Origin of the sequence: Kitasatospora sp. NPDC051705, from assembly GCF_044453265.1 — a bacterium.
Taxonomy (GTDB): domain Bacteria; phylum Actinomycetota; class Actinomycetes; order Streptomycetales; family Streptomycetaceae; genus Kitasatospora.
In genome coordinates this window covers 91,163-113,138 of sequence record NZ_JBITCO010000025.1, presented here as the reverse complement: position 1 = coordinate 113,138, position 21,976 = coordinate 91,163, and the positions used below count along the sequence as shown (strand labels likewise).

Annotated in this window: 19 protein-coding genes; 9 read left to right on the top strand and 10 right to left on the bottom strand. The window is 75.5% G+C overall.

Annotated elements, in window-relative coordinates:
- Window positions 1–147: 147 nt before the first annotated feature.
- From ACIA8Q_RS26720 to ACIA8Q_RS26710, 3 genes are all read right to left on the bottom strand, one after another.
- Entirely contained in the window at window positions 148–663 is a 516-nt protein-coding gene (locus ACIA8Q_RS26720) for a pyridoxamine 5'-phosphate oxidase family protein (protein WP_360218418.1), read from the bottom strand.
- 143 nt (window positions 664–806) lie between these two features.
- Window positions 807–1,475, bottom strand: coding sequence for a phosphatase PAP2 family protein (locus tag ACIA8Q_RS26715; protein WP_387901755.1), 669 nt, complete (start codon window positions 1,473–1,475; stop codon window positions 807–809).
- Window positions 1,475–2,143 (bottom strand): DedA family protein, encoded by a 669-nt coding sequence (locus ACIA8Q_RS26710; RefSeq protein ID WP_360218424.1) that lies wholly within the window; start codon window positions 2,141–2,143, stop codon window positions 1,475–1,477. Before ACIA8Q_RS26710 ends, ACIA8Q_RS26715 begins: the two co-directional genes overlap by 1 nt.
- 115 nt (window positions 2,144–2,258) lie before the next feature.
- Here ACIA8Q_RS26710 and ACIA8Q_RS26705 point away from each other — a divergent pair, with 115 nt between their 5' ends.
- The 3 genes from ACIA8Q_RS26705 (at window position 2,259) to ACIA8Q_RS26695 (ending at window position 5,716) form a co-directional block, all read left to right on the top strand.
- Window positions 2,259–2,699: a BlaI/MecI/CopY family transcriptional regulator gene (locus ACIA8Q_RS26705; RefSeq protein WP_360218427.1), complete on the top strand. Its 441-nt coding sequence runs from the start codon at window positions 2,259–2,261 to the stop codon at window positions 2,697–2,699.
- Window positions 2,693–3,808: a M48 family metalloprotease gene (locus ACIA8Q_RS26700; protein ID WP_360218430.1), complete on the top strand. Its 1,116-nt coding sequence runs from the start codon at window positions 2,693–2,695 to the stop codon at window positions 3,806–3,808. The genes ACIA8Q_RS26705 and ACIA8Q_RS26700 overlap by 7 nt, the downstream gene beginning before the upstream one ends.
- A 345-nt stretch (window positions 3,809–4,153) precedes the next feature.
- The gene (locus ACIA8Q_RS26695) at window positions 4,154–5,716 is read left to right on the top strand and encodes a GAF domain-containing protein (RefSeq protein WP_360218433.1); all 1,563 of its coding nucleotides are present in this window, start codon (window positions 4,154–4,156) and stop codon (window positions 5,714–5,716) included.
- Here ACIA8Q_RS26695 and ACIA8Q_RS26690 read toward each other — a convergent pair.
- Window positions 5,635–6,135: an SsgA family sporulation/cell division regulator gene (locus ACIA8Q_RS26690; protein WP_360218435.1), complete on the bottom strand. Its 501-nt coding sequence runs from the start codon at window positions 6,133–6,135 to the stop codon at window positions 5,635–5,637. The two genes, ACIA8Q_RS26695 and ACIA8Q_RS26690, sit on opposite strands and share 82 nt — an antisense overlap.
- Window positions 6,136–6,472: 337 nt before the next feature.
- Between ACIA8Q_RS26690 and ACIA8Q_RS26685 the strand changes: the two genes are divergently transcribed.
- From ACIA8Q_RS26685 to ACIA8Q_RS26670, 4 genes are all read left to right on the top strand, one after another.
- Entirely contained in the window at window positions 6,473–7,891 is a 1,419-nt protein-coding gene (locus ACIA8Q_RS26685) for a hypothetical protein (protein WP_396317779.1), read from the top strand.
- A 168-nt stretch (window positions 7,892–8,059) separates the two neighbouring features.
- Window positions 8,060–9,328: a TerD family protein gene (locus tag ACIA8Q_RS26680; RefSeq protein WP_396317780.1), complete on the top strand. Its 1,269-nt coding sequence runs from the start codon at window positions 8,060–8,062 to the stop codon at window positions 9,326–9,328.
- Between the two features lie 127 nt (window positions 9,329–9,455).
- Window positions 9,456–10,421: an SGNH/GDSL hydrolase family protein gene (locus ACIA8Q_RS26675; protein WP_360218441.1), complete on the top strand. Its 966-nt coding sequence runs from the start codon at window positions 9,456–9,458 to the stop codon at window positions 10,419–10,421.
- A gap of 48 nt (window positions 10,422–10,469) precedes the next feature.
- Window positions 10,470–10,958 (top strand): GNAT family N-acetyltransferase, encoded by a 489-nt coding sequence (locus tag ACIA8Q_RS26670; protein WP_360218444.1) that lies wholly within the window; start codon window positions 10,470–10,472, stop codon window positions 10,956–10,958.
- 8 nt (window positions 10,959–10,966) lie between these two features.
- Here the strand turns inward: ACIA8Q_RS26670 and ACIA8Q_RS26665 are convergent, their stop codons facing one another.
- The 3 genes from ACIA8Q_RS26665 to pruA form a co-directional block, all read right to left on the bottom strand.
- Complete coding sequence (locus tag ACIA8Q_RS26665) at window positions 10,967–11,659, bottom strand: RraA family protein (protein WP_396317778.1); 693 nt, start codon at window positions 11,657–11,659, stop codon at window positions 10,967–10,969.
- A gap of 313 nt (window positions 11,660–11,972) precedes the next feature.
- Entirely contained in the window at window positions 11,973–12,902 is a 930-nt protein-coding gene (locus ACIA8Q_RS26660) for a proline dehydrogenase family protein (RefSeq protein ID WP_360218450.1), read from the bottom strand.
- A gap of 236 nt (window positions 12,903–13,138) precedes the next feature.
- On the bottom strand, window positions 13,139–14,767 hold the full coding sequence (pruA, locus tag ACIA8Q_RS26655; RefSeq protein WP_387901773.1) for an L-glutamate gamma-semialdehyde dehydrogenase: 1,629 nt from the start codon (window positions 14,765–14,767) through the stop codon (window positions 13,139–13,141).
- Between the two features lie 314 nt (window positions 14,768–15,081).
- On the opposite strand from pruA, the gene ACIA8Q_RS26650 reads away from it, so the two are divergent.
- Entirely contained in the window at window positions 15,082–16,725 is a 1,644-nt protein-coding gene (locus tag ACIA8Q_RS26650) for a helix-turn-helix domain-containing protein (protein ID WP_360218456.1), read from the top strand.
- On the opposite strand, the gene ACIA8Q_RS26645 is transcribed toward ACIA8Q_RS26650, so the two are convergent.
- The gene (locus ACIA8Q_RS26645; RefSeq protein WP_360218459.1) at window positions 16,713–18,203 is read right to left on the bottom strand and encodes an alkaline phosphatase PhoX; all 1,491 of its coding nucleotides are present in this window, start codon (window positions 18,201–18,203) and stop codon (window positions 16,713–16,715) included. The two genes, ACIA8Q_RS26650 and ACIA8Q_RS26645, sit on opposite strands and share 13 nt — an antisense overlap.
- 279 nt (window positions 18,204–18,482) lie before the next feature.
- On the bottom strand, window positions 18,483–19,661 hold the full coding sequence (locus ACIA8Q_RS26640; RefSeq protein ID WP_360218462.1) for a hypothetical protein: 1,179 nt from the start codon (window positions 19,659–19,661) through the stop codon (window positions 18,483–18,485).
- Between the two features lie 147 nt (window positions 19,662–19,808).
- Between ACIA8Q_RS26640 and ACIA8Q_RS26635 the strand changes: the two genes are divergently transcribed.
- Window positions 19,809–20,252: a VOC family protein gene (locus ACIA8Q_RS26635; protein WP_360218465.1), complete on the top strand. Its 444-nt coding sequence runs from the start codon at window positions 19,809–19,811 to the stop codon at window positions 20,250–20,252.
- Window positions 20,253–20,306: 54 nt separating this feature from the next.
- On the opposite strand, the gene ACIA8Q_RS26630 is transcribed toward ACIA8Q_RS26635, so the two are convergent.
- Complete coding sequence (locus tag ACIA8Q_RS26630; protein WP_360218468.1) at window positions 20,307–21,935, bottom strand: hypothetical protein; 1,629 nt, start codon at window positions 21,933–21,935, stop codon at window positions 20,307–20,309.
- Window positions 21,936–21,976: the final 41 nt, after the last annotated feature.

Here is a 21,976-nt window from a genome sequence, read left to right as displayed (position 1 = left end):
TCCCGGGGGGCGGCCTCGCCCCCCCCGCCCCCCGATCCCCCCTTCCCCGGTCGCGGCGGGCGCCCCCGCCCCCCCCCCCGCGGGGGCCCCCGGGGGGGGGCCGCCGCCCGCCCCCACCCCCCACGCCGGACACTCCCGAGGACACCCCTAGCCCCGCAGGACCCGGGCGCGGAGGTAGTTGCGGCGGCCGAAGTTGGGCTCGTCGACCGCCGTCAGCTCCTCGACCTGGAAGCGGTACAGCGCCGCCGCGCCGCCGCCGGTGAGGAACTGCCGCCGGACGGCCTCGTCCCGGGCGAAGGCCGGGTAGCGCCCCTGGTAGGCGGCCAGCGCCGCCTCCGCCTGCCGCCCCCAGGCCTCGCCCGCGCTGCCGGTCAGCTGGAGGCCGCGCAGCTGCTCGCCGAAGGCCGGTGGCGGCAGGAAGACGGTGGCGGCGGCGCGGGCCTCCTCGGCGAGGTGGTGGCTGTGCCGGGTGGAGCGCTCGCTGACGAAGTAGAGGACGAGGTCGTCGTCGTACGCGAAGAAGGCCAGGTTGGCGTGCGGGCCGTGTTCGTGCCCGGCGGTGGCGAGGGTGAGCACCATGGTCTCCTGGAGCAGGCCCTCGACGCCCTTGTGCGGCGACCCGCCCGGCCACTCCCCCTGCGTGATGTCGAGTCGGTACGGCATCGGCACTCCCTCCGCTGGCACGCCCGGCGCTCCCGCGCCCCGGCACGACTGAGCCGGGCGGGGCCCCCGCGGAGGGGTCCCACGCCCGGCTCACATGCTCTACCCGCCACCCCGGCCGAACAAGGGTCGGGCGGGTTACGGAATCAGTGCCGCGGCGTCTCGTACGGTGAGTGCCCGCGGGCCACCAGCGGCAGTGCGCCGGGGCCGAGCAACGGGCGCAGCGCGCCGCCCCGCATCCGGTCGACGAGCGGTCCGCAGCGCCGGGCGAGCGCGGCCAGCACGAGGGCGACGAGGACGCCGACCAGTGCGCCGACGGCCACGTCGTGCGGGTAGTGCACGCCGACCCAGACCCGGGAGGCGCCCATAAGCACGGCGAAGAGCCCGGCGATCCAGCCGAGCCGCCGGTCGACGAACCAGAGCGCGGTGGCGGCCGCGAAGGCGATGACCGTGTGGTTGCTGGGGAACGACCAGTCGCCGGTGCCCGGGCAGGCCTCCAGGGAGACGCTGCCGGGGATCTGGGCGCAGGGCCGGACCTCCTCGACAGTGCTCTTGAGGGCGGAGTTCGCGGCGTACGCGAGGACGACGATCACCGGCGAGGCCAGCACCCCGGCCATGACCGCCGAGTCGGCGCCGCGCGCCCGCCACCAGGCGTAGAGCATGAAGACGGCGAACAGGCCGAGTCCGACCGCGGACCACAGTCTGATCAGTTCGTCGAGCCAGTGCGGGGCCGCCTGGGCCCACTCGTTGACCCGGGTGTAGAGGCCGCCGTCGATGCCGCTGCCGTCGTACACGGCCAGGGCCCGGGAGGACATCACACGTCACCTCCGTGACGGCGCGCCTTACGGGCGCGGAACAGTTCGAGAACGATGGGGAGCACGGAGACAACTACTACCAGACCGATGATCGGTAGCAGATATTGGTCGATACTGGGGACGGATGATCCGAGCGCGTACCCGGCGAGCACCACCCCGACGGTCCAGACCGCTCCGCCGATCACCTGCCAGAGGGTGAACGAGCGCACCGGCACGTCGAGCACGCCGCAGAGCGGGTTGAGCACCGTCCGGACCACCGGGATGAAGCGGGCGAGCACGATCGCCTTGCCGTGGCCGTACTTGGCGAGCAGCTCCTCGGCCCGCCGGGCGCCCTCCTGGAGGCTCCGGCGCTTGGAGCGGCGCAGCAGGGCGGTGCCGCCGCGCCTGCCGATCAGGTAGCCGACCTGTGCGCCGAGCAGCGCCCCGGCCAGGGCCGCGGGAAGCACCTGGTAGAGCTCCAGCTGCGGGCCCTTGGTGGCGCCGGGGACGCAGAGCAGGCCGGCGGTGAACAGCAGCGAGTCTCCGGGCAGGAAGAAGCCCACCAGCAGGCCGGTCTCCGCGAAGAGGACGACGGCGATCCCGAGCGCGCCGAAGGCGGACAGCAGCGAGGACGCGTCCAGCGGGTTCACCGCGAGGTGGACGGCCGGATCGGGGGGGAACTGGAGCAAGGCTGGCGGACCTCCCGTACGTTGGGGGGCGGTTCGCAGCGGAACCCGCCCCGACCGTCTACAGTGACGTAGACGGTCTACATGACTGTAGACGAAACCTGGAGGAAGCGCCGCCATGTCCGACGTACCGTCCGCCCGCCGGCCCGCCGGCGAGTTGGAGGCCGAGGTGCTGGCCGCGCTCTGGGCGGCCGGGCAGCCGATGACGCCGCAGGACGTCCAGACGGCGCTCGGCGGGGACCTCGCCCGCACCACCATCGCCACGATCCTCGCCCGGCTGCACGACAAGGGCACCGTGGAGCGCACCCGCGCCGGCCGCGCCTACGCCTACACCCCGACCGTCCAGGACCCGGCCGGGCTCGCCGCCCGCCGGATGCACACCGAGCTCGGCCGCGAGGCCGACCGCTCCACCGTGCTGGCCCGCTTCGTCTCCGACCTCTCCGCCGAGGACGAGCAGTTGCTGCGCGCCCTCCTGGGCGACGGCCACCCCGGCACCGGTCCCGGCCCCGACGCCACCGGGCCCGGCCCGGACGCCACCGGGGCGGGCCGCCCGTGCTGATCGCCGTCTGGGCCCCGCTGCTGCTGCCGTTCCTGGCCGTTCCGCTCGCCCGCCGCCTCGCCGAGGCCCTGCCGCCCCGGGCCGCCGCCTGGACCCTGGCCGGCACGGCCGCCGTGCTGGCCGGCGGCACCCTCTGCTCGCTCGGCCTGCTCGCGGCCGCCGGGCTGCTGCAGCTGCCGCCGGTCGCCGCGCTCGGCCACCTGTCGCTGCCCTGGCTCACCGCCGCCGCCCCCGGAGCACCCCTGGCCGCGGCCGCGGCCGGGCTGGTGCTCGCCGTGCTGACCGCCCGGGCCGTCCGCACGGCCCGCCGCCACCGGCTGGAGCTGCGCACGGCCCGCGCCGCCGTCCCCGCCGCGTCCCCGGCCGCCGCCCAAGCCACCACCGCCACCGCCACCGCCACCACGACCGACGACCGGCATCCGGACACGCGCCCTCGACGCGCCACCGTGCGCCGGGCACGCACTCCGCGGGCCGCGCTGGCCCGCGCCCGGGCGCTGCTCCAGCCGGGCGAGCACCCGCTCGCCGTCCTCGACGACGAGCGCGCCGACGCCTTCGCCCTGCCCGGACGGCTGCCGCTGCCCGGTCGGCCCGCCGAACCCGGCCGGATCGTCGTCACCTCCGGCATGCTGCGCGCCCTCAGCGGGCCCGAGCGGGCCGCCCTGCTCGCCCACGAACGGGCCCACCTGGCCGCCCGCCACCACGTCTTCCTCGCCCTGGCCGAACACGCCGCCGACCTCCACCCCGCGCTCGGCGCCCTGCGCACGCCGCTCGGGTTCCACCTGGAGCGCTGGGCCGACGAGGTGGCGGCGGCCCGGGTCGGCGACCGCACGGTGACGGCCCACGCGGTCGGCCGGGCCGCCCTGGCCGCCGGCCGCTCCCCCTGGCCGGCCCGGCCCCGGCTGGTCCCCGCCGCGCACTCCGGGCCGGTCCCCCGCCGGGTGGCCGCCCTGCTCCAGCCCCGCCCGGCCGCCGCCGGGACCCGCCGCCGCGCGGTCGCGCTCGCGCTGGCGGCCTGCCTGGCCCTGAGCACCGCCGCCACGCTGGACGCCACCGCCGACCTGCACCACACGGTCGAGGCGGCCCAGCGCGGCAGCGACGCGGAACGCTGACCCCGGGCCCGGCACCCGGCACCCGGCACCCGGCACCCGGCACCCGCACGACCCCGCCGTCAGGCCCGACCGGCACCACACCGGCACCCCACCCGCACCCCCGGCAGCCACCCCGTCCCGGCCCACCCGCGCACGCCGCCCCGCCCCCCGCAACCACCCCCCGGCCACCGCGCCCCACGACCGTCCGGGGGCACGGCGTAGCCATCCCGGCCCGGCATGTCCACTCCCGTACGGCCCGGTATGCCGAGTTGGCAGACCCCATCCCCAGGAACCCACCGCACCCGTACTCTTTCGTCAGCGCGTCGGCCCCGGCGCGACCTCGAACGGCGGCGAGGAGCAACGCGAGTGCGGCAGACCGGACGGCAGTCCCGACGACCAGAGCGCCGCACCCCGCCGACCGCGACGGAGCTGGCCAAGGTCCACGACCGCACCCTCGCCGACGCCGCCGCCCGCGAACTGACCCAGCCCGCCTTCCCCGAGGCCGGCACCACCGGCCTGCTCGACCCCCGCCCCGAGATCGGCGACTCCTGGGCCCGGCTGCGGCGCCTGGGCCTCGACCCCGACGCCGGCGCGGCCGCCGTCCACCTCGGCCCCGCCGAGATCGAGCAGCGGCGCCGCGCGAGCGGCCTGGACTCCGTCATGCCGGTGCTGCGCGACACCCTGCTGGAGCCGGTCGGGCAGACCCCGCTGATCCTCGCCATCGCCGACGCCGAGGGCCACGTGCTCTGGCAGGAGGGCGAGCGCGGGCTGCGCCGCAGCGCCGACCGGATCGGCTTCCTCACCGGCGCCCGCTGGACGGAGGAGAGCGTCGGCACCAACGGGATCGCCGTCGCCCTGCGGGCCCAGCGCCCGATGCAGGTCCACTCCGCCGAGCACTACCTGCGCAGCCACCACTCCTGGACCTGCGTGGCCGCCCCCGTCCACGACCCGGGCACCGGCCGGCTGGTCGGCGCGATCAACCTCAGCGGCCCGGCCCGCAGCGTCCGCCCGTACCTGCTCCAGCTCACCGCCACCGCGGCCCGGCTCGCCGAGACCGAGCTGCGCGCCCACCGGCTGGAGGCGCTGCACCGGCTGCGCACCCTGGCCGCCCCGCTGCTGGCCCGGGTGGCCGGCCCGGCCCTGGTGGTGGACGCCGCCGGCTGGACGGCCGCCGCGGCCGGTCTGCCGCCGCCCGGGCGGCTGCGGGTGCCGGTCGACGGCTGGGGCACCACCGCCGTGCACTGGGTGCCCGGTCTCGGCGAGTGCGTGCTGGAGCCGCTCGCGGACGGCTGGCTGGTCCGGCCGGTGCGCCCGCCCGAGGAGGACGGCTCCGGCACGGTGACCGCGGAGCAGGCCGAGGGCGCCCGGCTCCGGCTCGACCTGCGCCGCCCGGACCGCCCGGAGCTGACCGTGCGGGGCGCGGCCGGCAGCTGGTCGCAGGCGCTCAGCCCGCGCCACGCCGAACTGCTGCTGCTGCTCGCCACCGGGCGGGAGGGCAGCAGTGCGGCCCAGCTCGCGGAGGCGCTGTTCGGCGACCCGGGCCGCACGGTGACGGTCCGCGCCGAGCTGTCCCGGCTGCGCCGCTACCTGGGCGGCCTGCTGGCCCACCGGCCGTACCGTTTCGCCGAGTCGGTGCTGGTCGCGGTGGACGGACCGGACGATCCGTACGACCTGCTGCCGGCCTCCTCCGCCCCGGCCGTGCGCCGGTTGCGGGCGGGGCTGGCCGCGGGGACGGTCCGGCTGCCCGGCGCGGCTCCGGCCGTCCCGCCGCCGCGCGGGCCCGGGGAGCCGCTGGCGGGGGAGGTCCTGGCCGGTGGGGCCCTGAGCGGAGAGGCCCTGAGCGGGGCTCAGCCGCCCGCGAGCAGCGCGGCCAGCTGGGCGTCGGTCGGGCCGCAGTCGCGCTCCGCCTCGGCGGAGACCAGCGCGTAGGTGCGGTCGAGCCAGGCCTGCACCCGGGGCTTGGACGCCTCCAGCAGGGCGCTGCCGTGCGGCGACTCCAGCGCCAGGTGCAACGTCGAGCCGTGGCAGGGGCAGTAGGCCGGCCACAGCTTGACGTCGCCCTGGCCGCTCAGCGTGCACAGGCCGTCGCGCAGCAACTCGCGCGAGAAGACCCAGTCGGCCTCGTCGGGGCGGCCCTGGTGGAAGGTCAGCAGCACCTCGTAGGGGCGGGCGGCCTCGAAGCGGAACCGGGTGCGCACCTCGCCGACCACCTCCTCGCCCAGCGAGATCCGCAGGGTCAGCACCTCCTCCACCGCCGCCGGAGCGGCGGTGGAGCCGACCCCATCGCCGCCCGTGGGGGTAGCGGCGAGGGGTGCACTGGAGGCTGCGGACAGCGGGTCGGGCGGCATGACGGTCTCTCCGGGACGGCGTGGGATGACCTCAGCCTGCGCCACCCGCGCCCGGGCGGGCAAGGGTTGCAAGGAGGTTGCAATAACCCCCGACCGCGCTGGCCGACCCTTACCCCAGCTTGTCAGACGGACCGTCAACTTCCGTCTGTCGAACGGATGTCCGTGGAATGGATGGAATCGGTCCGAGGTCCGGGCAGCCGCTGGTACGCTCTCCCCCTCCCCGCACGGGCCCGCCCGCACCCGGGCGGACCGCCCCCGGGCGGCCGGCACGGCCGGCCGACGGCGCGTGGGAGAATACGGCGACCGCTACGGCGACTTCGGGGAGGGAAGGGGTCCGGTGGCTGTGCGCGAGGACACCGCGCGGGACGTGCAGCACGAGCCCGCACGGCACGGCCGGCACGGGCGGCCACGCCCGTTCGGCGGCCGGCTCCGGCTGCCCACCCTCCGCTTCTCCGGCGCCGCGATGGCGATGTCGACCGTCGTGGGCATCAGCATCGCCACCACCCTGCTGCTCAACGAGCAGCAGGGCGTGGGCCGGCGGGCCGGGGTCGCCCGGGTCGGCACCACCCCGCCGGCCACCCCCACCCCGGGCGACCAGGCCGAGGCGGCCTCCGCCCGGACCCCGGCCGCACCGACGCCCACCGACGCCCCGGCCGACCACGCGGCCACCGGCCGCCCCGCGGGCTCCCGGCCCTCACCGCACCCCTCGGGGGCGGCGCCGGTCGCGGCCGCCGGCTCCGCGTCGCCCGAGGCCACCGGCGACCGCTCGGCGACCCCGGACGCCACCGGCGGACGGACCTCCACCGGGCACGGCCACGAGGCCGACTCCTGGACGGCCGGCAGCGAGGAGCCCGGCACTCCGGGGACCACCCCCTCGGCCGGTCCCACCCCTGCGGCCCGCCCCGCCGCCGGGCAGCCGGGCAGCGACCCGGCCGCCGCCGACCGGCCGACCGCCTCGCCGTCGCTCTCCCCCTCACCGGCCCCGCCGACCTCGCCGACCGCTCCGCCCGGGCCCCGCCCGACCGCACCGGACCAGCCCACCCGGCCGCCCGCCGCCGTGGTGCCCGGCACCGACGCCCCGCCGACGGACCCGGCCCCCGGCGAGCCCGCCACCCCGGGACCGGGCACCGCCCCGGACACCGACTCCGACCCGGACGCCGACCGGGTGCTGACCGGCGTCGCCCTGGTCACCCCGGTCGGACGGGACGGCCTGCGGCACCAGCTCGACCTCACCGTCACCGAGCGGGTCACCGCCCTGCAGGCCGAGTTCCGGCTCTCCCCCGGGGACCTCGCCCCCGGCACCGGCACCGCCTGGACCGACCTGCCCGGCGCGGTGGTGACCGTCCAGCAGGACCGCGGCACGCTCGTCTACCGCTTCACCACCCCGCCCGGCACCGACGTCGCGCCGGGGCACTACACCTTCGGCGTGCGCGGCACCCGCCCGGCCGACGGCCCGTCCGGGCCGGCCACCGGGGGTGGCCGGGGTGCCGGGTCCACCGACGGCGCCGGGACCGGCAAGGCCGCCGCGACGGAGAGCTGGAGCGCCGCCGCCTTCGGCATCGACCGCCCCCGCGCGGTCGCGACACTCGGCACCTTCGCCCCGGCGGCCCAGCAGAACGCGGCGCAGCAGAACGCGGCCCAGCCGCCCGGTCTCCCGCCGCGCGCCCCGGCGCCGACGACCGCGCCGCCCTTCGTCCCCGCACCACCGGCCGCCCCGGCGCCGACGACCGCACCGCCGGTCGGCGCGACCCGCTGAGGCCCCGCCGCTCCGGTCGGACGGTCCGACGATCCGACAGGTCACCGCCCTGGACGGGCTCATCCCGGCACCACTGTTCGTTACTGTGGGCAGCTACCGGCCCGGCGGCCCCAGCGGCCCCGTCCCGCCGTCGTCCCGCACCCGAGGAGGAGTCCCGTGTCCACCGTCCTGACCCAAGGCGGCAACGCCCCGCTGTCCGCCGCGCGGGTGACCGTCGAGGTCACCGCGCCCAAGGCACTGGACGTCTCCGGTCTGCTGCTGACCGACGCCGGAAAGGTGCGCTCGGACGACGACTTCGTCTTCTTCAACGCCCCGCACGGCCCCGGGGTCAGCCACCGCCCGGCCACCTCCGGGGCCCCCGACGCGATCACCGTCGACACCCTCGCCGTCCCGGCCGGGATCACCAAGATCGTCGTCACCGCGAGCCCCGCCGACCAGTCCTCCACCTTCGCCGGGATGGAGCCGACCGCCACCGTCCGTGACGCGGACACCGGCCAGGTGCTGGTCACCTTCACCCCGCCGCAGCTCGGCCGGGAGACCGCGCTCATCGTGGTCGAGGTCTACCTGCGCGGCGGCGCCTGGAAGGTGCGCGCGGTCGGCCAGGGGTACGCCAACGGGCTGGCGGGGATCGCCACCGACTTCGGTGTCACCGTCGACGACTCCCCCGCACCGCCGTCGGCCCCGGCCACCCGGTCGGCCCCGGTCGCGGCCCCGCCGGCACCCCCCGCCGCTCCCCCGGTGACCCCGCCCGTACCGGCCGCCCCCGCCGCCCCGCCGGTCGACCCGCGGATCGCACTCGCCGCCTCCGCACCGGTGCCCCCGGCGCCCCCGGCCGCACCGCCGGCCCCGCCCGCACCCACCAAGATCACCCTGGACAAGGGTCGGGTCAGCCTGGTCAAGGGCAGCTCCGTCTCCCTGGTCAAGAACGGCCGCCCGTTCCTCTCCTCGGTCCGGATGGCCCTCGGGTGGGAGCCCGCAGGCCGCGGCCGCAGCGTCGACCTGGACGCCTCCTGCATCGCCTTCGACAGCCGGCGCAACAAGCTGGAGACGGCCTGGTTCATGAAGCTGACCGTCTTCAACGGCGCGATCGCCCACTCCGGCGACAACCTCACCGGCGGCGGCGAGGGAGACGACGAGTCGATCACCGTCCACCTGGACGGCCTCCCGGCCGAGGTCACCGGCCTGGTCTTCGTCGTCAACTCCTTCTCCGGCCAGCGCTTCACCGACGTGAAGAACGCCTACTGCCGCCTGCTGGACGCCGGGACGAACGAGGAGCTGGTCCGCTTCGACCTCACCCACTCCGAGGCCCGCACCGGTGTGGTGATGTGCAAGCTGGTCCGCCAGACCTCCGGCGAGTGGGTGATGACCGCGCTCGGCGAGTACGTCGACGCCAAGACCGCCCGGGCGATGGTCGACCCCTCGGCCGCCCTGCTCTGAGCCCCCGCGTTCGTCACATCCCTGACCGCGAATTCACCCTCCTGGGGCATCAAGTCGTCCACGGACCGACTCGATTGACACTCAGGGGGGTGACTCGCACTCTCCCCGCGCCCGTCGAGGAGAGCCCGTGCCACGCTTCCTGTCCCGCCTCGCCGTCACCGGCACCGCCGCCGTCCTCGCCGCCGGCCTGATCACCCCCACCGCTGTCGAGGCCGCCGCCAGACCGACCGACCCCGCCCGGACGCTGAAGTGGGCCGCCCTCGGCGACTCCTACACCGCCGGCGTCATCGAGGCCACCGGCGGCCTCACCGCGCCCCGGGACGGCTGCGCGCGTACCACCGGCTCCTACCCCGAGATCGTCCGCCGCGGCCTGGGCGCCCTGGTCGACCTCCACAACGTCAGCTGCAGCGGCGCCACCAGCGCGGACGTCGACACGAACAAGCAGAGTCCGATCGGCCGCCCGCTCCCTCCCTTCGGCGTCGACCCCGCCGCCCCGTACCCGCCCGTCCCGGCGCAGATCGACGCGGTCGACCCGGACGAGGACGTGATCACCGTGGGCGTCGGCGGCAACGACCTCGGCTTCGGCGAGATCCTCGGGGACTGCATCGCACTCGGCGCCACCCACCTCGGCCTGGGAAGCCCCTGCAAGGACAAGTACGACGCCCAGCTGGCCGGCCGCTTCGACCGGCTGCGCACCGGCTACGGCGCCATGCTCACCGCGCTCCGGCAGAAGGCCCCCTCCGCGCGGATCATCACCGTCGGCTACCCGCACCTGGTCCCCGAGGACGCCACCCGCTGCCGGTTCGGCGACCCGCTGCAGTTCGCCACCTTCACCACCGGCGACCTGGCCTGGGCCCGCACCAGCATCCTGGAGCCGCTCAACCAGGCCATCGAGCAGATCGCCTCCGCCCGGCAGGACACCTTCGTCGACCTCTACGCCGGCTCCGCCGAACACAGCGTCTGCGACGCCGACCACTGGCTGGACGGCGTCCTGACCAGCGTCATCCCGCTGAAGTACGCCCTGGTGCACCCCAACGCCGACGGCCAGTCCTTCGCCGCCACCCGGGTCGGGGCCGCCGTCCGCGGCACCTGAGCGGAAAACCGGTGGGCCCACCACCCGGGCCCGGGGCATCCTGAGCGGATGCTGATCCGCGAAGCCACCCCCGAGGACTGGCCGGCCGTCTGGCCGTTCTTCCACACCGTCATCGCCGCCGGCGAGACCTTCCCCTACCCCCTCGACATGTCGTCCGAGCTCGGCCGGGAGTGGTGGATGAAGACCGCCCCGGACCGCACGGTGGTCGCGGTGGACGAGGACGGTCGGATCGTCGGCACCGCCGCCATGAACCGCAACCGCCCCGGCAACGGCGCCCACGTGGCCAGCGCGAGCTACCTGGTCGACCCGGCGCACCACGGCCGGGGCATCGGGCGGGCCCTGGTCGAGCACTCCCTCGACTGGGCCCGCCGATCCGGCTACCGCGCCATGCAGTTCAACGCCGTGGTCGCCAACAACCGCCACGCGGTGAAGCTCTACGAGTCCCTCGGCTTCACGATCGTCGGCACCGTCCCGGAGGCCTTCCTCCACCCGGTCGACGGCTACGTCGGCCTGCACGTCATGCACCGGCCCCTGTAGGCCCGGGCCTACTCCTCGATCGCCCCGCCGACCCGCCGCAGGTGCTGCCGGAAGCTGTACGAGGGGTCGGCCGCGCGGCGCTCCAGGTAGTCCTCGAAGGCGGTCTGGCGGCGCAGGGTGTCCCCGGCGGCGATCCGCCCGGCCTGCGCGCGCTCCGTCCGGGCGATCGCGGCGGCCGTCTCCAGCACCTCCGCGGCCCGGTCGGCCGGGACGAACAGCACTCCGTCCGCGTCGCCGAACACCACGTCGCCGGCGCTCACCACGTGCGGGCCGAAACGGGCCGTCAGCAGCGCCTCCGGCTCCCGGTCGTCCAACCGCAGCGGCCCGAGCGGCAGCGCACCGTAACTGAACACCGGAAGCCCGATCTCCAGCAGTTCCGGGGTGTCCCGGTGCAGCCCCCACACCACGATCCCGGCCACCCCGGCGGCGCGCGCCTCCAGCACCGCGAGGTCCCCGATGCAGGCCTCGTCCGTCCGCCCGCCGTTGTCGATCACCAGCACGTCCCCGTCCCGGGCGGCGCCGTACGCCTCCAGGAACACGTCGACGCTGCCGTAGTGCCGCACCGGCAGCACCGGCCCGGCCACCCGGCCACCCGCCACCACCCCGGCCACCCCCACCGGCGCCGCCCGCAGCACCACTCCGAGGCGCACGCACGCGTCCGCCACCAACGGCGTCGACAGCCCTTCGAACTCCTTCAGCATCCCCAACTCCTCCCGCCGAAACCCCAGTTCACCAGCACCGGATCCTAGGGCAGCCCTCGGACCCACACCATCGAGTGAACATCCACCGTGTCCTGCACAACCACGACCGACCGCGATCAGCGTGACGCCCATCTGAAGGAGGGGCATCATGAGTGCTGTGGCGCATGAGCAACCGATCACGGGTTCCCCATCGCAGGCCGACATCCTGCTGGAGAGCCGCCTGAAACCGTTCCTCTGAGCCCGGGAACGCGGAAACGGCCCGCACCCCCTCCCACACAGGGGGTACGAGCCGTTGGTCGTGGCGCCGGACGCGTCAGCCGCGGGTGGCCATGGCCCGCAGGAAGAAGGTCAGGTTGGCCGGGCGCTCGGCGAGGCGGCGCATGAAGTAGCCGTACCACTCCTGGCCGTAGGGCAGGTACACGCGCATGGTGTTGCCCTCGCCGGCGAGGCGCAGCTGCTCCTCGGGGCGGATGCCGAAGAGCATCTGGTACTCGAAGGAGTCCCGCTTGCGGCCGTTCCACTGGGCGAGCTGGCCGGCGATCTTGATCATGTTGGGGTCGTGCGAGGCGATCATCGGGTAGCCCTCGCCGGCCATCAGGATCTTCAGGGCGCGGACGTACGCGAGGTCGACCTCGTGCTTGCCCTGGAAGGCGACCGACTCGGGCTCCTTGTAGGCGCCCTTGCACAGGCGCACGCGGGAGCCGGCGCCGGCGAACTCGCGGCAGTCGGCCTCGGTGCGGCGCAGGTAGGCCTGCAGCACGACGCCCAGCCACGGGAAGTCGGCGCGCAGCTCGCGGGCGATGGCGAGGGTGGAGTCGGTGGTGGTGTGGTCCTCCATGTCGAGGGTCACCGTGGTGCCGGCGTCGGCGGCGGCCGCGCAGATGCGGCGGGCGTTCTCCAGCGCGATCTTCTCGCCGTCCACCGGGAGGAACTGGCCGACGGCCGACAGCTTGACGGAGACCTCGGCACCGGCCGCGAGGCCGGTCTCCTTGAGCGCCTTGAGCAGGTGCTCGTAGGCCTCGGCGGTGCCGGCGGCCTGCGCGGCGTCCTGGGTGTCCTCACCGAGGTGGTCGAGGGTGACCTTGCGGCCGGTGGCGACCAGGTCGTCGCAGGCCGTGACGGCGTCGTCGAGGGCCTCACCGGCGACGAAGCGCTCGACTATCGCGTGGGTCGGCGGGAACTTCTCGACCACGGTGCGGACCTGCGGCGACCGGGAGGCCGCGAGAAGGGCGGTACGGAGCATCGTGACTCCTGGAGCTGGTGCTTCTAAGGGTGGCAGAAGGGGGCCGGGGCGCCTGCATCAGGCGTGCCGCACGTCCCGAGCGGGGTGACGGCCGGCGACGGCACCAGGCGTGCCGCGCGCAGCGCGTCCCCCGGAGGGGCCGGGGCGACGGGCGGGCGGGTGGGCCCGTCGCCCCGGCGGGCGACGCCGGCTGCGGGGCCGGGCGTCGGGGTGACCGTTGTGGTCGGGTGGGGCACTCAGCCCATGTGCGGGTAGCGGTAGTCCGTCGGCGGGACGAAGGTCTCCTTGACCGAGCGGGTCGAGGTCCACCGCGCCAGGTTCTGCTTGGCACCGGCCTTGTCGTTGGTGCCGGAGGCGCGGCCGCCGCCGAAGGGCTGCTGGCCGACGACGGCGCCGGTCGGCTTGTCGTTGATGTAGAAGTTGCCGGCCGCGAAGCGCAGCTTGTGCATGGCGTCCTGGGCGGCCGCGCGGTCCTGGGAGATGATCGAGCCGGTCAGGCCGTAGGCCGACACCGACTCCATCTGGGCCAGCATCTCCTCGTACTTCTCGTCCTCGTAGACGTACACGGCGAGGATCGGGCCGAAGTACTCGTCGCGGAAGTACTCGGCCGCCGGGTCCTCGCAGACCAGGACGGTCGGGCGGACGAAGTAGCCGACCGAGTCGTCGTAGGTGCCGCCGGCCAGGACCCGGACCTTCGGGTCGGCCTGGGCGCGGTCGATGGCGGCCTTGTTCTTGGCGAACGAGCGGTCGTCGATGACGGCCGACATGAAGTTCGACAGGTCGGTGACGTCGCCCATGGTGAGGCCGTCGACCTCGGCGGCGAACTCGTCCTGGAGGCCGGCCCAGAGGGAGGCGGGGACGTAGGCGCGGGAGAGCGCCGAGCACTTCTGGCCCTGGAACTCGAAGGCGCCGCGGGTCATCGCGGTCTTCAGCACGGCCGGGTCGGCGGACGGGTGGGCGACCAGGAAGTCCTTGCCGCCGGTCTCGCCGACGATCCGCGGGTAGGTGCGGTAGCCGGCGATGTTGGTGCCGACCTCGCGCCACAGGTGCTGGAAGGTGGCGGTGGAGCCGGTGAAGTGGATGCCGGCCAGCGCCGGGTGCTTGAGCGCGACGGCGGAGACGTCCAGGCCGTCGCCGGTCACCATGTTGATGACGCCCTTGGGCAGGCCGGCCTCCTCCAGCAGCTGCATCAGCAGGTGCGCGGAGTACTGCTGGGTCGGGGACGGCTTCCAGAGCACCACGTTGCCCATCAGCGCGGGCGCGGTCGGCAGGTTGCCGGCGATCGCGGTGAAGTTGAACGGGGTGATGGCGTAGACGAAGCCCTCGAGGGGGCGGTGGTCGCTGCGGTTCCACACGCCGTCCGAGGAGATCGGCTGCTCGGCCATGATCTGGCGGGCGAAGTGGACGTTGAACCGCAGGAAGTCGACCAGCTCGCAGGGCGTGTCGATCTCGGCCTGCTGGGCGGTCTTGGACTGGCCGAGCATGGTGGCGGCGGCCAGGGTCTCGCGCCAGGGGCCGGCGAGCAGGTCGGCGGCCTTGAGGAAGATCGCGGCGCGGGAGTCGAAGGAGAGCGCCTGCCAGGCCGGGGCGGCGGCCAGGGCAGTGTCGATGGCGTCCTGCGCGTCGGCCTGGGTGGCGTTGCGCAGGGTGCCGAGCCTCGCCGCGTGGTTGTGCGGCTGGACGACGTGGATCTCGGCGCCGCCGCCCATGCGGCGCTCACCGTTGATCGTCATGGTCAGCTGGACCGGCTCCTGGCCGCCCAGCTCCTTCAGCTTGGCCTCCAGACGGGCCCGTTCCGGGCTGCCCGGGGCGTAGCTGTGGACCGGCTCGTTCACCGGCGCGGGGACCTGGGTCACAGCGTCCATAGAGCGCACGCTCTCCTTCGTCGTTGCGGGGGATGCCGGCGTGGGTCGCACACCGGCCACAGCACGAACGCTATTCCTGCCCGCGGGGCCACTTGATTGGCCGGGCGGCTAAATTCCCCCGTACGGCGTTGTCCGGCCCGACGAAGGGGGTCACGGCGCGGTCACGGCGCGGCGCCGGTGGACCCCCGCGGGCCCTTGCGCCCACCGCCCGCGCACACCGGCCCGCAGCGCTGTCCGCCCGGCTAAAATCGGCCTCGCGGCGTTGTCCGGGCGGATGAAGAGCGGATGGCGAAGAGCGGATGAAGGAGGCCAGGATGACCACCCCCGGTCTCCCGCTCCGCCAGCTGCTGATGTCCCTCGGCGAGCCCCTGGTCGAACTCCAGGCCGCCCCGCAGGGCCTGGACGTGCCGGTCCGCGACGTCGCCATCCTCGACCCGGAGGATCCGCCCACCGCCGCCCCCGGCGAACTCGTCCTGGCCATCGGCGCCCGCGGCCGGGCCGCCCTGCCGGCCCTGCGCGCCGCCGGGCGGGCCGGCGCGGCCGCGGTGGCGGTGAAGCTGGACGGCCCCGGTCAGGCGGACGCGCTGCGCGAGGCCGCCACCGACGCGGGCGTCGCCCTGCTGTCCGTCCGCCGCGAGACCCGCTGGGAGCACCTCGACTCGCTGGCCCGCGCGATCATCGCCGGCCCGGACGCCCCCGACACCCCCGGCGCCCCCGAGCCCAACGCCGGCGACCTCTTCTCGCTCGCGCAGACCGTCGCCGTGCTCACCAACGGCATCGTCTCGATCGAGGACACCTCCAGCCGGGTGCTGGCCTACTCGCGCTCCTCCGACTCGGACGAGGTCGACGACCTGCGCCGGCTGTCCATCCTCGGCTGGCAGGGCCCCGAGCCGTACCTGTCCAAGCTCCGCGAGTGGGGCATCTTCCAGCACCTGCGCACCTCGGACGCGCCGATCGCGGTCGAGCCGCACCCGGAGCTCGGCCTGCGCCGGCGCCTGGCGGTCGGCATCCGGGCCGGGGCGCAGCCGCTCGGCACCATCTGGGTGCAGGAGGGGGCGCGGCCGCTGGCGCCGCTGGCCGAGCAGGCCCTGGTCGGCGCCGCACGGGTGGCGGCCGCCCAACTGGTGCGCCGGCGACGCGAGTTGTCGGCCGATGTCCGGCTCACCCAGACCCTGCTCACCGGGCTGCTGGAGGGCTCCACCGGCCCGCAGTCGCTCGCCACCCACCTGGGCCTGGACGTGCGCCGCCCGGCCACCGTGCTGGCGTACAGCGCGCACACCACCGAGGCGCTGCACCGCTCCGACGTCACCGGCCTGATCTCGGTGCACACCGCCGCCCGGCACCGCACCGCGCTGCTCGCACCGATCGAGTCCCGGGTCTACGTGCTGCTGCCGGAGCTCCCGGCCAACCTGCCGATGGCGACCGTCCGCGGCTGGGCGGACGAGGTGGTGACGGCCGCCCGGGACCACCTCGGGGTGCCGCTGCGCGCCGCGATCGGCTCCACCGTGGACGGCCTGGCCCGGGTCCCGGACTCCCGCGCGCAGGCGGACCGCATCCTGGACGCGATGGGCCGCGGCGGGGTGGACCTCGACGTGGCGGCGCTGATCGACGTCCAGGCCGAGGTGCTGGTCAGCGAGGTGCTCGCGCTGCTGCAGGAGCGCTCCGGCCTGCGCGACCCCCGGCTCACGGCGCTCACCGACTACGACCACAGGCACGGCACCCGGCTCGCCGAGTCGGTGCTGGCCTGGCTGGACGCGCTCGGCGAGGTCCGGGTCGCCGCGGACGCGCTGCACATCCACCCCAACACCCTGCGCTACCGGGTGCGCCGGGCCGAGCAGTTGACCGGCATCGACCTCGCCCAGCCGCAGCAGCGGCTGCTGGCGATGCTGCAGCTGCGGCTGCCCGCGGACGAGTGGTCCGCGGGCAGCCGGTCACGCTCCGAGGGTCACGCGCCGTAGCCCTGGCCGCGCTTGTGCTCGTTCAGCCGGCGCCACGGGCCGGTGATGGCGAGCTGGATGCCCGGGGTCTGGATGTTGGCGAACAGGGTCTTGCCGTCGTCCGAGAAGGTGACGCCGGTGAACTCGCTGAACTCGGGCTTCTCGGCGGTGCCGATGTTCAGCTCGTTGCGGGCGATCGGGTAGACCAGCCCGTCCTCGGTGGCGCCGAACAGGTGCGAGACGCCCTCGCCGTCCTCGCAGATCACGATGCCGCCGTACGGCGAGACGGTGATGTTGTCCGGGCCGTCGTAGTTGTCGTGGTCGCCCCAGACGTCGCTGTTGACGCCCAGCAGGACCTTCAGGGTGATGGTGCGGCGGGCCGGGTTGTAGAACCACACCTGGCCGTCGTGCTGCAGCGGGCTCTCCGAGCGGGCGAAGCTGGAGACGAAGTAGAAGCCGCCGTCACCCCACCACATGCCCTCCAGCTTGCGGGCGCGGGTGACCTCGCCGTCCTTGAACTGCTTGCGGACGGAGACGGTCCTCGCGTCGCGGTCCTGGACCTTGACCCAGTCCACGCCGTAGGTGGTGCCGACCTTGGTGGCGCGGGAGAGGTCGTCGACGAGCTTGCCCTGCGCGTCGAAGACCTTGAAGGCCTCGAGCACGCCGGCGTCGGCGGCGAGCTTGCGCAGCTGGTGGCGGCCGTGCTTGAAGCCGGCCGGCGGGGTCCAGCGGAACAGCAGGCCGTTGGGGTTCGAGGCGTCCTCGGTCAGGTAGACCTGGCCGCGCTTCGGGTCCACGACCACGGCCTCGTGGGCGTAGCGGCCGAAGGCCTTCACCGGCTGCGGGTCGCGGTTGTAGTCGTCGTCGAACGGGTCGACCTCGAAGACGTAGCCGTGGTCCTTGGTGAAGCCGTTCTTGCCGGCCTTGTCCTCGGTCTCCTCGCCGGACAGCCAGGTGCCCCACGGGGTGACGCCGCCCGCGCAGTTGGTGGCGGTGCCGGCGATGCCGACCCACTGCTCGACCGAGCCGTCCCGCTTGGCGTGCACGATGGTGCAGCCGCCGGCCGCGCCCGGGTCGTAGACGTGGCCCTCGGTCAGCGGCACCGGGTGCGGCCAGTTGGCGCGGGCGCCGGACAGCTCGTGGTTGACGACCATGTAGTTGCCGCCGTGCTCGTCCTCGAAGGCGGAGGTGCCGTCGTGGTTGCTCGGGGTGAACTCGCCGGTGCGCAGCCTGGTGACGCCGGCCCGGTTGAGGACGGTGTAGGAGAAGCCCTTCGGCAGGGACAGCAGCCCGGCCGCGTCCTGCACCAGCGGGCCGTAGCCGACGGCGGTGCCGCCGGCCGCGTTGGTCCCGGCGGCCGCGGCGGCCGGTGCCTCGCCGCCGGCCGGGGCGGCGATCGCGCCCGGCGCGCTGGCCAGCGCCTCGGCGCTGCCGGCGATCAGCACGCCGGCCCCGACGAGGGTGGAACGGTTGACGAAGTCCCGACGGGACAGCGACATGGTGACAACTCCAGGGGGATCGGCCGTCGGACCGGGCGGGCCCGGGTGTCCGGCGTACGGGGCGTCGAGGCGGGTTGTGTCGACGCCCAGCAGACTCCGCCGCAGGGGTGAACCGGACGTGACGCCCACCTCACGGCCAGGCGGCCATTTGCCAACCGATGACGAACACATGACCTCCGCTTTGCCAGCCGAGGGGCGGCGGGGGCCACGGAGGCGGGAGTGCCGCCGGGCCGCGGAGACCCGCCGGGGCGGCGGTGCCACCGGGCCGCCCGGCGGAGGTCAGCCCGAGCGCGCCGCCCGCCACTGCTCCCAGGCCGCCAGCCACAGCTGCTCGGCGAGCCGCTCCCCGTCCCGGGCCCCCGGCCCGCCGCCGCCCGGACGCTCCCGCCAGACCTGCGCCCAGGCCCGCTGCGCCGGGAGGCTCGCCACCTCGCTCGCGAACACGGTGTACCGGACGACCTCCTCGACGGCCGCCGCCCCCTCCCCCGTGCCGACCAGCCAGTTCGTCTGCCGGGACAACCGGTCCAGGTGGTTGACCATCGCCGTCACCGCCGCCGTCGCCTCGTCCCGGGTCTCGGTGGCGAGCCGCATCTGCTGGCGCACCGCCTTCTCCCAGCGCACCGCGTAGGCGTCCCCGCGCAGCCCGCGCGGCCGCCGCGGCGTCCGCCCGGCCCGGACCTGCGCCTCGATCGCGGCGGCCTCGGCGACGCTCTGCGCGATCAGCTCGCGGTGCGCCTCCAGCCCGACGGCGGGCGGCAGTTCGCGCTCCTCGACGGGCACCTGCCGGGCCCGCCGGGAGGCCAGCTCGCCCAGCAGTTCGGTCCGGCCGCGCAGGTACGGCTCGAAGTCCGCGATCCCCGCGAGCTCCACGCAGCCGGGGGCCACCCCGCGCCCGCAGACCGTCACGGTCAGCCCGCCGACCCGCAGCCGCCCGGCCCAGACCGGGCCCGGCCCGCCGAGCGCCGCCCCCGGCCAGGGCACCGGCCGGTCCTCGTGCACCTCCACCGGGTGCGGCACGCCGTCCACGGTGATCCACTCGCGCAGGGCCCGCACCCGGCCGGGGCCGTCGCCCTCGTCCACGCCGAGCTGCTCGTACACGCGGTCGCGCTCGTCCTCGACCACGTCCTCCAGCTCCGGCAGCCGCTCGTCGAGCTCGGCGCCCGGCCGGTAGGTGCGCACGGTCACGTACGGGCCGGCCACCGAGCTCCGGTCGCCGGACTGCACCTCGACCCAGCTGAGCGAGTCGCCGGAGGTCTCGAAGGCGCCCAGCGCGTCGCCGCGGTGCTCCAACGCGGAGGCCACCCCGTACACCGGGAAGTCGGCCGCGGCCAGGGCCCGGCGGGAGAACTCCTCGACGGCGGCGAAACGATCCGCCCGGCCCCTCGGGTCCGGGACGCGCGCACGGTCCGTCCGTTCCGCGTTCCACTCCTGGGGCCTGCCGCCGCTCTCCCGCATCACCTGTGCCGCACCCCCGAGTCCTCGCGCCCGCACCGCCGACGCCACCTTACGTGCCCGGGCCTGCCCGGTCATCAGCTCATGGCCCGCGCACCGGCGCAGGCCGTGTCAGGGAGCGCGGTTGTCAGCCGCCCTCCCTACCCTGGCGGCATGACAGCAGAGAGCAGCTTCCCCGCCCGGATCAGCATCGTCACCCTCGGGGTCTCCGACCTCGACCGCAGCGCACGCTTCTACGAGGACCTCGGCTGGCGGCGGTCCACCGCCTCCAGCCCGGAGATCGTCTGGTTCCGCACCGCCGACTCGGTGCTCGGCCTCTTCCCGACGGAGGAGCTGGCCGCCGACGCCGGGGTGCCCGCCACCGGCGAGCCCGCCTTCCGCGGCGTCACCCTGGCGGTGAACCTCGAGTCCCCGGCGCTGGTGGACGCCGCGCTGAAGACGGCGGTCGAGGCCGGCGCCGTCGTGGTCAAGCCCCCGGTCACCACCGGCTGGGGCGGCTACTCCGGCTACTTCGAGGACCCGGACGGCCACCTGTGGGAGCTGGCCCACAACCCTTTCTTCCCGTTCGCCGAGGACGGCTCGCTGGACCTGCCCTGAGGCGGGTCCGACGGTGCCCGCGTGCGGACCGTCGGCCCCGCCCGGCCCGCGGCCTCAGCCCCTGGACCGCGCCTTGAAGGCCGCCTTGCGCGCCTCCTTGGCCACCGCCCGGTCCAGGTGCAGCTCCCCGACGGCCTCCAGGACGTCCGCCGTGTACGGGTGGTCGACCCGCCACAGCTCGCCGAAGTACGACGCCGGATCGCCGGTCACCGGCAGGTCCGCGATCAGCTCGCGCAGCTGCCCGGCGTCGCCGCCGCTGTCCAGCAGCTGGGCGGCGAAGGTGTCGACCACCGCCCACAGCGCCATCGACCGCTCCGGCGCCGGCACGTCCGCGGCACCCAGCGAGGTCAGCCAGGCCCGTCCGGCGCCCCCCAGCTCGGGGTCGTCCAGCACGTCCCGGACGGCCGGCTCCGCAGGCGCCCCCAGCATGTCGAGCGCCGTGACGCAGAGCATCCGCCGCATCGGGCCGTAGGCGTCACCGCCACGGGCCGCCGCCAGCAGCTCGCGCGCCGCCGCGACCGGCTCCCGGCCGGTGATCCAGACCCGCAGCTCCTCCTCCGGCAGCACGTTGGCCGACTCGCACACGGCGCGCAGCAGCTCCGCCGCGTCGCCCTGGGCCAGCTCGCCGACCAGCGGCGCGTCGTAGCCGTCCTCCAGCAGCCACTGCCGGATGCCGTACTGGCCGAGCGGGGTGAGCCGGACCAGCCCGAAGCGGGCCGACTCCTCCTCGTCCAGCGGCGCCTCGCCGACCAGCGCGGGCGCCTCGTCCCCGGCGCCCTCCTCCTCGTCGAACAGCTCCGGGTCGATCGGCCGGTACTCCAGCAGGCCCAGCTCGGCCAGGTCGCCCAGCATCGGGTCGAGGGAGACCATCACGTCGGTGATGTCGCCCAGCAGCTCCTCGCTCGGCTCCTCGCCCTCCGGCACCACCAGCAGTGCCGCCAGCACGCCCAGCGGCACGGTCTCCTGGCCCGGGTCGGCGAAGGCGGTGGTCTCGTAGAGCACCTGCAGCGCCTCGTCCAGCAGCTCGGCGGCTGCGTCCCTGGCCTCCTCGACCTCGTTCAGGCCGTCCTCGTCCTCCTCGCCCTCCTCGTCCGCGGCCCCCTCGCCGGGCTCCTCCTCCGGCAGCGAGTCGGCCTCCACGGCCAGCTCCCGGACGATCCCGGCGGCGGTCAGCCACAGCTCCAGGACGGTCTCCGGGTCACCCTGCTCGGCCGGCTCCAGGTCGGGGCCCGGGACGGCCACGTGCTCGCCGGCCGCGGTCGTCCCGATCTCCACCAGGTCCAGGTCGCAGGCCAGCGACCAGGCCCGCATCGCCTCGATCTCGGCCTCCTCCGGCACCTCGCCCTCGGCGGGGGCCAGGCCCAGCAGCCGCGCCGCGGGTGCCCGGTCCTCCTCCACGAGGTCGCCGAACTCGTCCACCGCCCGGTGCGGGGCGGCCCAGCGGGCCAGCGCCAGCGCGTACCCGAACATCGGCACGGCCTTCGCCTGGGCGGTCAACTCCTCCTCGCCCGGCAGCCGCACCGGCGGCACCAGCACGGCCGCGTCGTCCAGGTCCTCGTCGTCCAGCCCGTGCGCGGCGAACGCCCCGTAGAGGTCCTGGAGCTCCAGGTCGGCGGGCAGGACCGCCTCGGCCGCACTCTCTCCCGCCGAAGCCCCGGCGTTCTTCCGACGTCGTCCGGCCATCGTTGTGCGCTCTCCCTCAGCCAGCGGTCCGCCCATCAGCT